We start from the raw sequence: 12,954 nt of genomic DNA, 5'->3' as shown, positions 1-12,954 counted from the left end.
GGACTGATCTATGCTCCCTTGCACGGCGTCTCGCTTGTTAACGATGGCTGCAGACGCTGTACAGTTCCGCATTGTCCGATGAGTGGTAGGCTGCAGGCTCTTCGCAGTGGATGGCCCCTTTCATGCCTGAACCGGTTTCCGTGCGTCAACGTCGGGCTCTGCGCCTGGCCTGGCAGTTCATCCGTCCTTACCGCAAGCAAGTCGTGTTGGCATTGCTGGCTTTGATCGTGACGGCTGCCATCACCTTGTCCATGGGGCAGGGCATTCGCCTGTTGGTGGACCAAGGCTTCATGACCGGTTCACCGCATCAGCTCAACCAGACCATCGGCCTGTTCCTCGTGTTGGTGCTAGCCCTGGCAGTGGGCACGTTCAGCCGCTTCTACCTAGTTTCCTGGATCGGTGAGCGCTGCGTGGCGGATATCCGCAGGGCGGTGTTCGATCACCTGCTCGGCCTGCATCCGGGCTTTTTCGAGGACAATCGCAGCTCGGAGATCCAGTCGCGGCTGACGGCAGACACCACTTTGCTGCAATCGGTCATCGGCTCGTCGTTGTCGATGTTCCTGCGCAACGCCTTGATGGTCGCCGGCGGTGTGGTACTGCTGTTTGTCACCAACCCCAAGCTCACCAGTATCGTGGTGCTGGCCTTGCCGCTGGTGCTGGCGCCGATCCTGCTGTTTGGCCGGCGGGTACGCAGCTTGTCGCGCCAGAGCCAGGATCGGGTCGCCGATGTCGGCAGCTATGTCGCCGAGACCTTGGGCCAGATCAAGACCGTACAGGCCTATAACCACCAGCCGCTCGATCGCGAACGCTTCGCCGAGACCGTGGAGGCGGCCTTTACCGTGGCCCGGCGGCGTATCGCCCAGCGTGCTTGGTTGATCACGTTGGTGATCGTGTTGGTGCTGGGCGCGGTGGGGGTGATGCTCTGGGTCGGCGGCATGGACGTGATAGCAGGGCGCATCTCCGGTGGCGAGCTGGCCGCGTTTGTGTTCTACAGCCTGATCGTCGGCAGCGCCTTCGGTACCCTCAGCGAAGTCATCGGCGAGCTGCAGCGCGCAGCGGGTGCGGCTGAACGTATTGCCGAACTGCTGGCAGCACGCAGTGCGATCCTGACGCCGGCCCAGCCCAGTGAGCAGGTGGCGGGACGGGCGAGCGGGCACATCGAACTGCGTGAGGTGCACTTTGCCTACCCGTCGCGCCCGGGCGTGGCGGCCATTGACGGCCTGAGCCTGATCATCGAGCCGGGACAGACCGTGGCTTTGGTCGGACCGTCCGGCGCCGGGAAGTCGACCCTGTTCGACTTGCTGCTGCGTTTCTACGAGCCCCAGCAAGGGCAAATCCTGCTCGATGGGCAGGCGATCACTGCGCTGGACCCCACTTGCTTGCGCCGGCAGTTCGCTCTGGTGGCGCAGACCCCGGCGTTGTTTCGCGGCACGGTGGAGGCCAACATCCGCTATGGCCGACCCCAGGCCAGCCTGGCCGAAGTCGAGGCAGCGGCGCGCAGTGCCTATGCCCATGAGTTCATCGAGGAACTGCCTCAGGGCTACCAGACACCACTGGGTGAGGCAGGGATCGGCTTGTCCGGTGGACAGCGCCAGCGCCTGGCAATCGCCCGGGCCTTGCTGGTGGATGCGCCGATCCTGCTGCTCGATGAAGCCACCAGTGCCTTGGATGCGCAGAGCGAATACCTGGTCCAGCAGGCCTTGCCGCAGCTCATGGCCGGGCGCACCACGTTGGTCATCGCCCATCGCCTGGCCACCGTGCAGCATGCTGATCGCATCGCGGTGATCGACAAGGGGCGAGTGGTGGCGGTGGGCAGTCATCGTCAGCTCATCGAGCAAAGCCCACTTTATGCGCGCCTGGCTGCGCTTCAGTTTGCAGCGGTATAGCGCGCAATGCGCTTGTAACATTTCTGTAGCAATTGCCTGAGACTATCTAGCTCAACTGTTGCGTAAGTGCTCGACCTGGCTGCTATCGATCGATGGCAGCTTTTTTTTGGCCTGCGAACGAAGACAAGGACGTCTTGTGCGGCAGCCTTCGGCCTGTCGTTTCCCCAAGCCTTGCTTGCGAGATTTCCCGATGTTGCATAAATCCCTCAGAGTGCAAATTCTCACCCTGCTTGGCGGCAGCCTGGTGGCGATGCTGCTGATCGCCTTGGTGTGCTTCCAGTTCCTGTCCGCCAACGTGCGCGGCTATGCCGCGCTGGTCGATGGCCCGTTGCGTGATTCGCAGTTGATCGACGAGGCCAACCTGCAGTTCAAGATCCAAGTGCAGGAATGGAAGAACGTGTTGCTGCGTGGTCGTCAGAGCGCCGAGCTGGACAAGTACTGGCAGCAGTTCCAGGCCCGCGAACAGCAGGTACAACAGTTGCTTGAGCAGTTGATCGGCGCCAGCGACGGTGAGCTCAAGGCGCGATTACAGCACTTGCGCGACAGCCACCGGCAATTGGGCAAGGCCTATGCCCAGGGGCGTGAGGCGTTTCTGGCCGCAGGTGGTGATCCGGTTGTGGGTGACCAGGCGGTGAAGGGCGTGGACCGTGCCGCCAGCGAGCAAATGAGCGAGTTGGTCGAGCATTTGCGAGCCGACGCCCACGAGCGTTCGACAGAACTCAGCGCCGCTGCCCAGCGTACGGTGTGGCTGGGCATGTTGGTGATGCTCGCATCGGCGGTGCTGGTGGGCCTGTTCAGCCTGTGGCTGGTCAACCGCAGCCTGGTCGAGCCGATCCGTGGTTTGATCGAATATGTGGCGCAATTGAGCCAAGGCCGCTTCGGCGCTCGGGTTGACGGCCGTCGACAGGACGAACTGGGCCGCCTGGCCCGTGCCGCCAATACTTTGCGGGACTTCCTGGCCGAGACCGTTGGCCGGCTCAAGGACAACGCCGATGAGCTGGAAACCGCCAGCGGTCAGTTGCGCACCCTCGCCGGGGGAATGGCCCGGGGCACGGATGATCAGTTCCAGCGCACCGACCAAGTGGCCACGGCGATGCACGAGATGTCCGCCACCGCGCAGGAGGTGGCGCGCCACGCAGCCGAGGCTGCGCGGGCGGCAGACGATGCCGACCACAGCGCCCAGGCCGGGGAGCAAGTGATGCAGGCAACCATCGACATCATTGGCGTGGTCAACCGTGAAATTGCTGGCACCGCCCAAGTGATCCGCGAACTGGAAAGCGACAGCACACGTATCGGTAAGGTTCTGGAAGTGATTCGTGGTATCGCCGAGCAGACCAACCTGCTGGCGCTAAATGCCGCCATCGAGGCGGCCCGCGCTGGTGAAGCCGGACGTGGTTTCGCAGTGGTGGCCGACGAGGTCCGCAGCCTGGCCCAGCGCACGGCTGCGTCGATCGCTGAGATCAACCAGATCATCGACGCCGTGCAGTCCGGCGCGGTACACGCGGTCAAGGCTATCGAAAGTGGCCAGCGACGCAGCGAGGAAGGCGCCGAGCAGGTCGAGCAGGCAGGGCAGATGCTGCAGCGCATCACCACGGCGGTGGAGGCGATCCGCGACATGAACCGGCAGATCGCAACGGCAGCTGAGGAACAGACCAGCGTTGCCGAAGATATTTCCCGCAACTTGGTGGAGATCACCCGCATCGCCACGGCCAACCAGCAGGCCGTGCAGCATACCGAGCAGGCAGGCCAACGCCTGCATGGTCTGTCCGGGCAGCTGGCTGAAGTCACCTCCCGGCTCAATGCCTGACCAGGTTCTGGGCCGCTTGGCGGCCCAATCGCCACACAATGCCGTTCACACCGGTTTCGAACCTCTCCCACAATCTTGGGGGGGGGGAAACCCGCCATTTCTCTTCTGGCGACCTGTCCCATGTGGCGGATTGTCGCCAGCGAAACCGCTAAAGATGGCCTGCGACCAAACGTCCTGGCTATTAGTCGTTGGTCTTGGCGTAACTGGCACAACTTCTGCTTAAGGGCGAGCGGGGCCAAGGCCCACGGCAATCCTGTCCCGATCCTTCGAAACCCCAGGCGTTGACCTTCAGCGGTCCTGCTGGCCAGTTGCCGCAGGATGTAGCGTCGCTGACGCGAAGGTCACGTGAGTCAGAACAACAACCGGGCGTGCACAGCAAGGGCAGCGAAAGGCCAGTCACTTCACTTCAATTGGATTGAATCATGAAAAAAATCCTGCTGACGCTCCTGTGCCTGAGCGTCATCGGTTGCTCCAAGCCCGGTGAACCGGAAAAAACGGTCGACGTCCTGCTGATTGGCGGTGGCATCATGAGTGCGAGTCTGGGGACCTACCTCACTGAGCTTGAGCCGGACTGGAAGGTCGATGTGTACGAGCGCATGGACCAAGTCGCCGAAGAAAGCTCCAACGCCTGGAACAACGCCGGTACCGGCCATTCGGCCTTTTGCGAGCTGAACTACACCAGCGAAGGCAAGGACGGCAAGATCGACATCAGCAAGGCGGTCAACGTCAACGAGCAGTTCGAGGTGTCCAAGCAGTTCTGGGCCTATCAGGTCGAGCAGGGCGTGCTGAGCAACCCGAAATCGTTCATCAACAACGTACCGCACATGAGCTTCGTCTGGGGGGATGAGAACATCGCTTTCCTGCACAAGCGCGTCGAAGCACTGCAGCACAGCTCGCTGTTCCGTGGCATGGAGATTTCCGAGGACCACGAGCAGATTCGCAAGTGGGTGCCGATCGTGATGGAAGGCCGCTCGCCCGAGCAGCGGGTCGCGGCCACCCGTATGGCCATTGGCACTGACGTGAACTTTGGCGAGATCACCCGCCAGCTGTTCGCATCCATGACTCGCAACCCGAACGTGCAATTGCACCTGCGCCACGAAGTGCGTGACATCGTGCGCAACGATGACGGTACCTGGAATGTGGTGGTGGCAGACCTGGCCGATGGCGGCAAGCAAACCCGCGTCAATGCCAAATTCGTGTTCATCGGTGCCGGTGGTGGCGCGCTGAAACTGCTGCAGAAGTCCGGTATTCCGGAGGCCGAAGGCTATGCAGGCTTCCCGGTAGGCGGACAATTCCTGATGACCGACAATCCGGACATCGTTGCTCGTCACAAGGCCAAGCTGTATGGCAAGGCTTCGGTCGGCGCGCCGCCGATGTCGGTGCCGCACCTGGACACTCGGGTGATCGATGGCAAGGAGGTGCTGCTGTTCGGCCCGTTCGCGACCTTCTCCACCAAGTACCTGAAGAACGGCTCGCTGCTGGACATGTTCGCGTCGCTGACCAGCCACAACATCATGCCGATGATGCACGCCGGTATCGACAACATCGACCTGAGCACATACCTGATGGGGCAACTGATGCTCAGCTTCGATGACCGCATGAACGCCCTGCGCGAATATTTCCCCAACGCCAAGAACGAAGACTGGAAGTTGCTTCAGGCTGGTCAGCGCGTGCAAGTGATCAAGAAGGATCCTGAGCACGGCGGCATCCTGCAGTTCGGTACCGAAGTGGTCGCCTCCGAGGATGGCACTATCGCAGCGCTGTTGGGCGCCTCGCCAGGTGCTTCCACTGCCGCGCCGATCATGCTGACCGTACTGGAAAAGACCTTCAAAGATCGCATCAAGAGCCCGCAGTGGCAGGCCAAGCTTCAGCAGATCGTGCCGACTTACGGCCAGAAGCTGAACAACAACCTGGAGCTGACCAACAAGACGCGCGAATGGACCAGCTCGCGTCTGCAATTGCTGTACGTACCTGTGCAGCCCGAGCAAGCGCTGGCCGAGGCGCAGTAACGATGGATTGAAGAACGCCCTGCGGGGCGTTTTTCTGTCATGGCGGGGCCAATCTTCGCGGGTGACCCGCCTCCACAGATGCAGCGTTGTGCAGGAGTGCAGTATCGGCCGGTGGGGGCAGGGTATATGCGAAAAGGCTGCACCGTTATTTTTTCAGGCACAACAAAAAGCCCGCGCAAGGCGGGCTTTTTGAAAATTAGGATTTGGTCGGAGAGACAGGATTCGAACCTGCGGCCTTCTCGTCCCGAACGAGACGCGCTACCTGGCTGCGCTACACTCCGATGAACAAAATCCTACTGCATCGTATTTTTCAACGCAAGCCCTTGTTGCGAAAAGGGGGTTTTGCAAAAAGGGCCTGTCAGATCACAGCTCTTTGACCGTGCGGATCTGGTCTTTGTTGATGCGTGTACGCTTGCCATCGAGCTGTTCAAATTCGTAGAAACCGGAGTCCTCATCATAAGAGGGGGTATCCACTGCCTGGATCTCGCGGCCGTCGTTCAGCGTGATGACGGTTGGCGATGCGCAACCGGCCAAGGCACCCAGGCCGAGGGCGAGCAGGAAGGCGGGAAGGGTCCGTTGAATCATTGCTTTTCTCCAGTACGATCGTGCTTGATAAGTAGTAGGACGCTCGGTGTCCATGCAAGTTCCTTCTCAGTGCAGCATAGCGGCATTACGCCGGCATTGACGGAGAACAATGCCGGCGTCGCGGCGTGCTGGGCTGTGATATAACAACCGCCATCTTTTACTCCTGCGACGCACTCTCATGAAAGCCAAGGCAGACATCCCCTTCGTTGCGCTGAATATCGCGGTGCTCACCGTCAGCGATACCCGTACTTTCGAGACCGACACGTCTGGCCAGCTGTTCGTCGACCGCCTGAGTGCGGCCGGGCATCGACTGGCAGAGCGTGTGCTGCTCAAGGACGACCTCTACAAGATTCGCGCGCAAGTCGCCACCTGGATCGCCGATGAGCAGGTGCAGGTAGTGCTGATCACCGGCGGTACCGGCTTTACCGGCCGGGACAGCACGCCGGAGGCCGTGGCGTGCCTGCTGGACAAGCAGGTCGAAGGATTCGGCGAGCTGTTCCGACAGATCTCCGTGGCGGACATCGGCACCTCTACCGTCCAGTCCCGCGCTTTGGCTGGCTTGGCCAATGGCACCCTGGTGTGCTGCCTGCCGGGCTCGACCAACGCAGTGCGCACCGGATGGGACGGCATTCTTGCCGAGCAGCTCGATGCGCGTCACAGGCCGTGCAACTTCGTGCCTCACCTGAAGCAGGCAGCGGCCTGTGACAGCCGTGGTTGAGGTCAAGCAGGCCCGGCCCCTGATGCCGGTTGAAGAAGCCCTGGAGCGCTTACTGGCGCTGGCCGAGGCCGCGCCGATCAAGGACAGCGAAGCAGTGGCCCTCGCGGACGCCGAAGGCCGGGTATTGGCCCGCGACGTGGTGGCCGGCCTGGACCTGCCGCCTTGGCCGAACAGTGCCATGGACGGCTATGCGTTGCGCCTGGCCGACTGGCAAGGCGAACCTCTGCCGGTGAGCCAGCGCATTTTTGCCGGCCATGCCCCGGCACCGCTGCAGCCGGGCACCTGTGCGCGGATCTTTACCGGGGCGCCACTGCCTGAGGGCGCCGATTGTGTGCAGATGCAGGAAAACGCCGAGGTCCTGGAAGACGGGCGGGTGCGCTTGCTCGAGCCGCTCAAGATCGGCCAGAACGTGCGCCCGCAAGGGCAGGAGACCCGCATTGGCGAGCACGTGATCGCTGCCGGCACGCGTCTGGGGCCGATCGCGTTGGGCCTGGCGGCCACCCTGGGCCATGCTCGGCTTGAGGTGGTACGCAAGGTCCGTGTGGCTGTGCTGTCCACCGGCGACGAGCTGGTGGAGCCGGGCCTGCCGCTAGGGCCAGGGCAGATCTACAACAGCAACCGGCGTCTGCTGGTCAGTTGGTTGCAGCGCCTGGGCTGCGAAGTGCTGGACGTGGGGATTCTCGCCGATGACCTGCAGGGTACTCGTGACTGCTTGGCCGGACTGGGCGAGGTCGACCTGATTCTATCCACCGGTGGTGTCTCGGTGGGCGAGGCGGACTACCTTGGCATGGCCCTTCGCGAGGCCGGCGAGCTTGCGTTGTGGAAGCTGGCGATCAAACCGGGCAAGCCCCTGACATTCGGGCACTTCCGTGGTGTGCCGGTGATCGGCCTGCCGGGTAACCCGGCTTCGACCCTGGTGACCTTCGCCTTGCTGGCCCGCCCGTATCTGTTGCGCCGCCAAGGCGTCGAGAAGGTCACGCCGCTGCGCTTCACCGTTCCAGCGGGGTTCGAATGGACCAAGCCCGGCAGCCGCCGCGAATACCTGCGCGCGCGAATCGAAGAGGGCACGGTGCGAATCTACAAGAACCAGAGCTCCGGTGTGCTGCGCAGTGCAGCTTGGGCCGAGGGGCTGGCGGAAGTGCGAGAAGGCACCACGGTGCGCGAGGGCGACAACGTGGTGTTCATTCCCTTCAGCGAGCTACTTGGCTGACCGACCAAGCCACACGTTGCCCAGGGGCGAGGCATCTGCCGGCCCCAACTGGCTCAAGCGCATGTGCACGTTCATCAGCTGCTGCGCCGCGACGCTCCAGTCGTGGCGCTGGCGTGCGAACTGCCGGCCAGCCTCGCTCAACTGGCACATGCGCCAGGGCTGGTTGAGCAGTTGAGTGATCAGCAGCGCCAGTTGGCCACTGTCATCGCTGCCGAGGTAATGCTCGCCATTGTTGGCTGCCAAGCCTGACACACCTTTGCTGGTGGTAATGACCGGCAGCCCGGCGGCCATGGCTTCAAGGATTTTCACCTTGGAGCCACCTGCGTAGCGCAGCGGTGCAAAGAACAGCGCCGAGCGCCGCTGCAGTTCGCGCAGGTCCGGGCGATAGCCGATCCACTCGATGCGCGGGTCGTTCCAGTGCAGTTTCCAGCTCGCTGGCAGGGCATGCCCGGCGATGGCCAGGCGCACGGCCGGGTTGCTCATCCAGACCTGAGGCAGGATTTCTTCGAGTGCCCATTCGATGGCTTCGAGGTTGGCGCCGTATTCGAAATTGCCAACGAACAGTAGACGCTGGCTGTGGTAGGCAGGGTGCACGTCCTGGTAGAAGTCACAATCCACGCCATTGACCACCACGTTCACCGGCCGGCCGCTGATGTGGCTGATCAGCTCTGCATCATGGGCGCTGACGGCAACCACTTCGCTGGGTTGACGTAGAACGCGTTGCTCCCAACGCCGATAGCGCCAGCGGTCGAAGGCATTGAGGGGACGCAACCACAGTGGCAACCGGTCATGACAGGCCGCGCCCATCACCGATTCCAGATTATGCTCACTGAGCACAAAGGGCAGGCGGCGGGTCTGCAGGGCCTTTTCGAAGGGCTGGAAGCTGTAGCTATGTTCGATCTGGATGATGTCCCAGGGCTCGTCCAGCAATTGCTCGAAGCGATGGCGCAGACAAGGCGCTAAACCGTTGATGATGGCACGCATCGGGTAATCGATGATGGGGGAGGCCAGCAGGTTGAGCGGGCTGTGCAGCGGGCGCCTGGGCAGGACGATCAGACGTTCAACCACCGCCTCCAGTGCTTGCCGGGCGGCGTCACCAAGCGGGACTTTGGACTGCACCAGCAAGGTGATCCGGTGGCCTTGGCGCGTCAGTTCGCGCATGAGGTGATATTGCCGGGTCTTGCTGCCGCTGGTGGTGGGCCAGGGCAGGTAGGGCAGTGTCCAGAGTATACGCATGGCCCCGCTACCTCATCGTCGGCTGGTGTGGTCGGTTCGGTGTATTGCAGTAGCTTAGTCAATAAAATGGCCTGGTGGCCGTGCAGGTGGTCAGATAGCCAAGTATCTGGCGGAAGCTGCATGCAGCAATGAAGCGCTGCCGATGGTCGAGATTGAAAACCGCAGGTTTCAAGGAGTGGCGTGATGGGCGAACGCAAGGCGATGTTGATCCTGCATGGCAAGCAAGCCATGAACGAGGAGGTGCGCAGCGCCGTGGGCGGGCTGCGTGAGCGCGGTTGGACACTGGACGTGCGCCTGACCTGGGAGGCCGGGGATGCCCAGCGGTGGGTCGCACAGGCATTGGCCGCAGGTTTTCGGCAGGTGGTGGCCGGTGGTGGAGACGGCACCTTGAGAGACGTGGCCGAGGCCATGGCGCAGGCTCGCTCGGATGCCAGCCTTGCACTGCTGCCCTTGGGCACGGCCAATGACTTCGCCAAGGCCGCAGGTATACCGCTGGAGCCTGCGGCGGCTCTGGACTTGCTCGAGCAGCCGGCACGGCCGGTGGATCTGGGCAAGGTGGGTGATCAGATGTTTCTCAACATGGCCACCGGTGGGTTTGGCAGCCAAGTTACGGCCAATACATCCGAAGATTTGAAGAAAGTACTAGGCGCCGCGGCCTACCTGTTCACTGGTCTGTCTCGTTTCAGCGAGCTGCAGGCGGCATCGGTGGAGCTTCAGGGGCCGGATTTTCATTGGCAGGGCGAGTTGCTGGCGCTGGGTATCGGCAATGGTCGTCAGGCGGGCGGTGGGCATGTGCTGTGCCCCGATGCTTGGGTGGACGATGGCTTGCTGGATATCGGTATCTTGCCTGCCCCCCAGGAAATGATCGGTGCTTTGCGCGATCTGCTTGCCGGAGAGGGGTTGTTCGTGAGGGCTCGGCTGCCTTGGGTCGAGATCAAGAGCTCACAGGGGGTGGACATCAACCTCGATGGCGAGCCGTTGCAGGCCGACAGTCTGCGCTTCGAGGCGTGTCCGGCCGCGTTGCGCCTGCATTTGCCGGCGGACTCGCCCTTGCTCAGTCGTCCAGGCTGATGATCTTCTCGCGAACGGCGAACAGCACCAGGCCGGCCACGTCATAGATCTGCAAGCGTTTCATGATCTGCGAGCGGTGGGTTTCGACTGTCTTGATCGATAGGCCCAGGCCGTTGGCGATTTCCCGGGTCGACTTGCCGCGCACGATCAGACGCAGGATCTCCAGTTGGCGAGCGGTCAGGTTGTGGCGCTCGCCCGCCGTTTGCTTACCGTCCTGGGCGTGAAGCAAGGCTTGGTTGATCACGGTATGGGCAATCGCCGGGCTCAGGTAGCGCTCGCCGTTGTGCAGGGCGGCCAGGGCTTGTTCCAGTTCGTTGGCCGTGGTGTCCTTGAGCAGGTAGCCATGGGCGCCGCTTTCCAAGGCGCGCATGATCAGATCCGGATCGGTGTGCATGGAGAGGATCAGTACTTTGCACACGAAACCGTTTGCGCGCAGTTGGCTGAGAGCGTCCAGGCCGCTGGTCGAGCGCATGGAGATGTCCAGCAGGACAATGTCTGGCGTCACGCGCTGCACCATCTCCAGTAACTGGCTGCCATCATCGGCTTCGCCTACTACCGAATAGCCAGGAATATCGGTCACCAGCGCGCGGACGCCCGCGCGGATCAGCGAGTGGTCGTCCACCAGCAGCAATCTACAGGTCATGGGAGGCGGGAGTCCTGGCGCGCTCTTCGGTGCGCGGTGGCCATGGGAACAGCGCGTCGATCCGGGTGCCCTGACCCGGTTGGCTGGAGATGCTCAGCGTGCCTTGCAGGGCCGCCGCGCGTTCCAGCATCCCAGCCAGGCCTCGTTGGCCGGCTTCGGCCGGGTTGGCGGCGGGCTCGAAGCCCTGGCCGTCATCCTGGATCGACAGGCTCAGGCCCGCAGGCGTGCGGCGCAGGCTGATCGTGAGATTGCACGCATGGGCGTGACGCAGCATGTTGGTCACCGCTTCCTGGGTGATCCGGAATGCGGCCATGGAAACCGCTTCGTCGATACCGCCGAGGCGCTGATGGCACTCCAGGCTCCAGTGAACATCGCTGCTCTCCAGGGTGCGCACCAGATGGGCCCGCAGGCTCGCCTCCAGTCCCAGACTGGCCAGTTGACGCGGGTTGAGAATCGCCGAGACGTCCCTGACATTGCTCAATGTGCTTTCGAGGGTCTTGCGCAGGGTCTGGCAGTGCTCTTGAAGCTCTGCCGGAATGCGCCGCTGTAGCCAGTCGAGCTGAAGCTTCGCGGCCGTGAGCGATTGGCCTATATCGTCATGCAACTCTCGGCTTAGGCGCTGGCGTTCGCCTTCCTGGACCTTGAGCATACGGTCGGCCAGTTCCGCTGGGCGCAGGCTGATCGATCTTGCCCACTGGCGCCAGTGCCAGAGGATCCCGATCAAGGCAATCGATTGCAGCAGTAGCAGGCTGGCGGGCAGGGGGAGGGCGCGCACGGCAAACGTTAGGTTGGCGAGCAGTGATCCCACGCACAGCAACGCGGTCGCCCAGCGCAGCAAGGTGGCGCGGGAGCGGCAATGCTGAGGGAGTTTCAAGCGTGGAAGCATAGATAGAAAAGCCACTGAATTGTTGCTGTTGGAGGCCTTGCATGGGACTGGTCAGAGGCTTTGGCGTCCTGCTTTCAAGCACTTGCCGACGACGGTTCACTCAATTGAACAATACCTGCGGCGCGTGCATTCAACTGCGTGCATGGTATCACTTCAAGTTGATTTGGTCGCGGTGGCCGGTGGCTTGAAACCTCAGGTTTTTCGGGGCCATGCAGGGGCATAGCCCAACTCGACAGATATCAAAACGCCATTATTCATTGAAATGGTTTTTCTTCAAGCGCAACTAATACGTACATGCCTGCTAGAGCGTTTTCCGAACTAAGAAAAACTTTGCGCTTTGTATTTTTTATTGTTTGTTCGTCACAAACGCTCAGTGCCGGTGACCGGGCACCACGACGGACGAGGCAAGATGGGTTTGGGATAGGTGAGGGTGGGTGCACAGGTCGCCGCGCGACTGGCAGGGCCCGCACAGTTCCGGACGAGGTTGCCCCAGGGCGTTCGCCAGTTCTTCGAGCAACAGGGACTGCTCGGCGGTATCCAGGTTCAAGCGGCCTGTCGTCGCATCGACCAGCTCCAGCTGCCAAGCCAGTAGATTCATGCAGGCATGCAGCGTGCTCAACGCCTGCTCGCCCAGATGATGTTGCTGCTGGCAGACGGGGGCCAGCAGTTGCTGGAGCGCGGCGGTGTAGCGGGCGACTTCAAGCAGCCCAAGCGCGTCAGCACGACGGGCTAGGGTGTCGAGCGTCTCGTTCAGGCATTGGCATGCATCGGGATCGTTATCGATCAGCTCCAGATGCTGAAGGCATTCCTGGGTTTTGGTCAGCCATACCTGTGCATCCAGCAGGAAATCCTGCAGGGCGCCGTTGTTCAGTGGTGCGCTGTCCATCATGAAACGCCTGCGCA

11 protein-coding genes, 1 tRNA gene and 1 pseudogene are annotated in these 12,954 nt (G+C 62.2%); 7 read left to right on the top strand and 6 right to left on the bottom strand.

Features of this window, described 5'->3' with window-relative positions; genetic code table 11:
* The first annotated feature begins 122 nt into the window (after positions 1–122).
* The 4 genes and pseudogenes from DQ397_RS04485 to mqo all read left to right on the top strand — a co-directional run bounded on the left by DQ397_RS04485 (position 123) and on the right by mqo (position 5,702).
* Positions 123–1,886 (top strand): ABC transporter transmembrane domain-containing protein, encoded by a 1,764-nt coding sequence (locus DQ397_RS04485; protein WP_043206849.1) that lies wholly within the window; start codon positions 123–125, stop codon positions 1,884–1,886.
* A gap of 190 nt (positions 1,887–2,076) precedes the next feature.
* Positions 2,077–2,808 (top strand): annotated as a pseudogene (locus tag DQ397_RS24955) (HAMP domain-containing protein); the annotation flags it as partial.
* A gap of 117 nt (positions 2,809–2,925) precedes the next feature.
* Positions 2,926–3,693: a methyl-accepting chemotaxis protein gene (locus DQ397_RS24950; RefSeq protein ID WP_372240734.1), complete on the top strand. Its 768-nt coding sequence runs from the start codon at positions 2,926–2,928 to the stop codon at positions 3,691–3,693.
* Positions 3,694–4,115: 422 nt separating this feature from the next.
* Positions 4,116–5,702, top strand: a complete 1,587-nt coding sequence (mqo, locus tag DQ397_RS04475) for a malate dehydrogenase (quinone) (RefSeq protein ID WP_043206707.1) — start codon at positions 4,116–4,118, stop codon at positions 5,700–5,702.
* A 204-nt stretch (positions 5,703–5,906) separates the two neighbouring features.
* Here mqo and DQ397_RS04470 read toward each other — a convergent pair.
* A tRNA-Pro gene (locus DQ397_RS04470) sits at positions 5,907–5,983 on the bottom strand.
* Positions 5,984–6,065: 82 nt separating this feature from the next.
* Positions 6,066–6,287 carry a YgdI/YgdR family lipoprotein gene (locus DQ397_RS04465; RefSeq protein ID WP_043206706.1) on the bottom strand — a complete coding sequence of 74 codons (222 nt, stop codon included), beginning with the start codon at positions 6,285–6,287 and terminating at the stop codon, positions 6,066–6,068.
* A 178-nt stretch (positions 6,288–6,465) separates the two neighbouring features.
* Here DQ397_RS04465 and moaB point away from each other — a divergent pair, with 178 nt between their 5' ends.
* Positions 6,466–7,005 (top strand): molybdenum cofactor biosynthesis protein B, encoded by a 540-nt coding sequence (gene moaB / locus DQ397_RS04460; protein WP_043206705.1) that lies wholly within the window; start codon positions 6,466–6,468, stop codon positions 7,003–7,005.
* 22 nt (positions 7,006–7,027) lie between these two features.
* Complete coding sequence (glp, locus tag DQ397_RS04455) at positions 7,028–8,215, top strand: gephyrin-like molybdotransferase Glp (protein WP_148921519.1); 1,188 nt, start codon at positions 7,028–7,030, stop codon at positions 8,213–8,215.
* Here glp and DQ397_RS04450 read toward each other — a convergent pair.
* The gene (locus DQ397_RS04450) at positions 8,204–9,451 is read right to left on the bottom strand and encodes a glycosyltransferase family 4 protein (RefSeq protein WP_043206704.1); all 1,248 of its coding nucleotides are present in this window, start codon (positions 9,449–9,451) and stop codon (positions 8,204–8,206) included. The genes glp and DQ397_RS04450 overlap by 12 nt on opposite strands.
* A gap of 183 nt (positions 9,452–9,634) precedes the next feature.
* On the opposite strand from DQ397_RS04450, the gene yegS reads away from it, so the two are divergent.
* Entirely contained in the window at positions 9,635–10,522 is an 888-nt protein-coding gene (yegS, locus tag DQ397_RS04445) for a lipid kinase YegS (protein ID WP_043206703.1), read from the top strand.
* Here the strand turns inward: yegS and DQ397_RS04440 are convergent.
* The 3 genes from DQ397_RS04440 to DQ397_RS04430 form a co-directional block, all read right to left on the bottom strand.
* Entirely contained in the window at positions 10,506–11,165 is a 660-nt protein-coding gene (locus DQ397_RS04440) for a response regulator transcription factor (RefSeq protein ID WP_043206702.1), read from the bottom strand. The genes yegS and DQ397_RS04440 overlap by 17 nt on opposite strands.
* Positions 11,155–12,051: a sensor histidine kinase gene (locus DQ397_RS04435; RefSeq protein ID WP_043206701.1), complete on the bottom strand. Its 897-nt coding sequence runs from the start codon at positions 12,049–12,051 to the stop codon at positions 11,155–11,157. Before DQ397_RS04435 ends, DQ397_RS04440 begins: the two co-directional genes overlap by 11 nt.
* A 370-nt stretch (positions 12,052–12,421) precedes the next feature.
* Positions 12,422–12,937, bottom strand: coding sequence for a hypothetical protein (locus DQ397_RS04430; RefSeq protein WP_043206700.1), 516 nt, complete (start codon positions 12,935–12,937; stop codon positions 12,422–12,424).
* Positions 12,938–12,954 lie beyond the last annotated feature (17 nt).

The organism is Pseudomonas sp. CK-NBRI-02 (genome assembly GCF_008124495.1).
In the GTDB taxonomy this organism is placed as follows: domain Bacteria; phylum Pseudomonadota; class Gammaproteobacteria; order Pseudomonadales; family Pseudomonadaceae; genus Aquipseudomonas; species Aquipseudomonas guariconensis.
The sequence above is the reverse complement of the archived record's forward strand: the minus strand, read 5'-3'. Positions and strand labels throughout refer to the sequence as shown.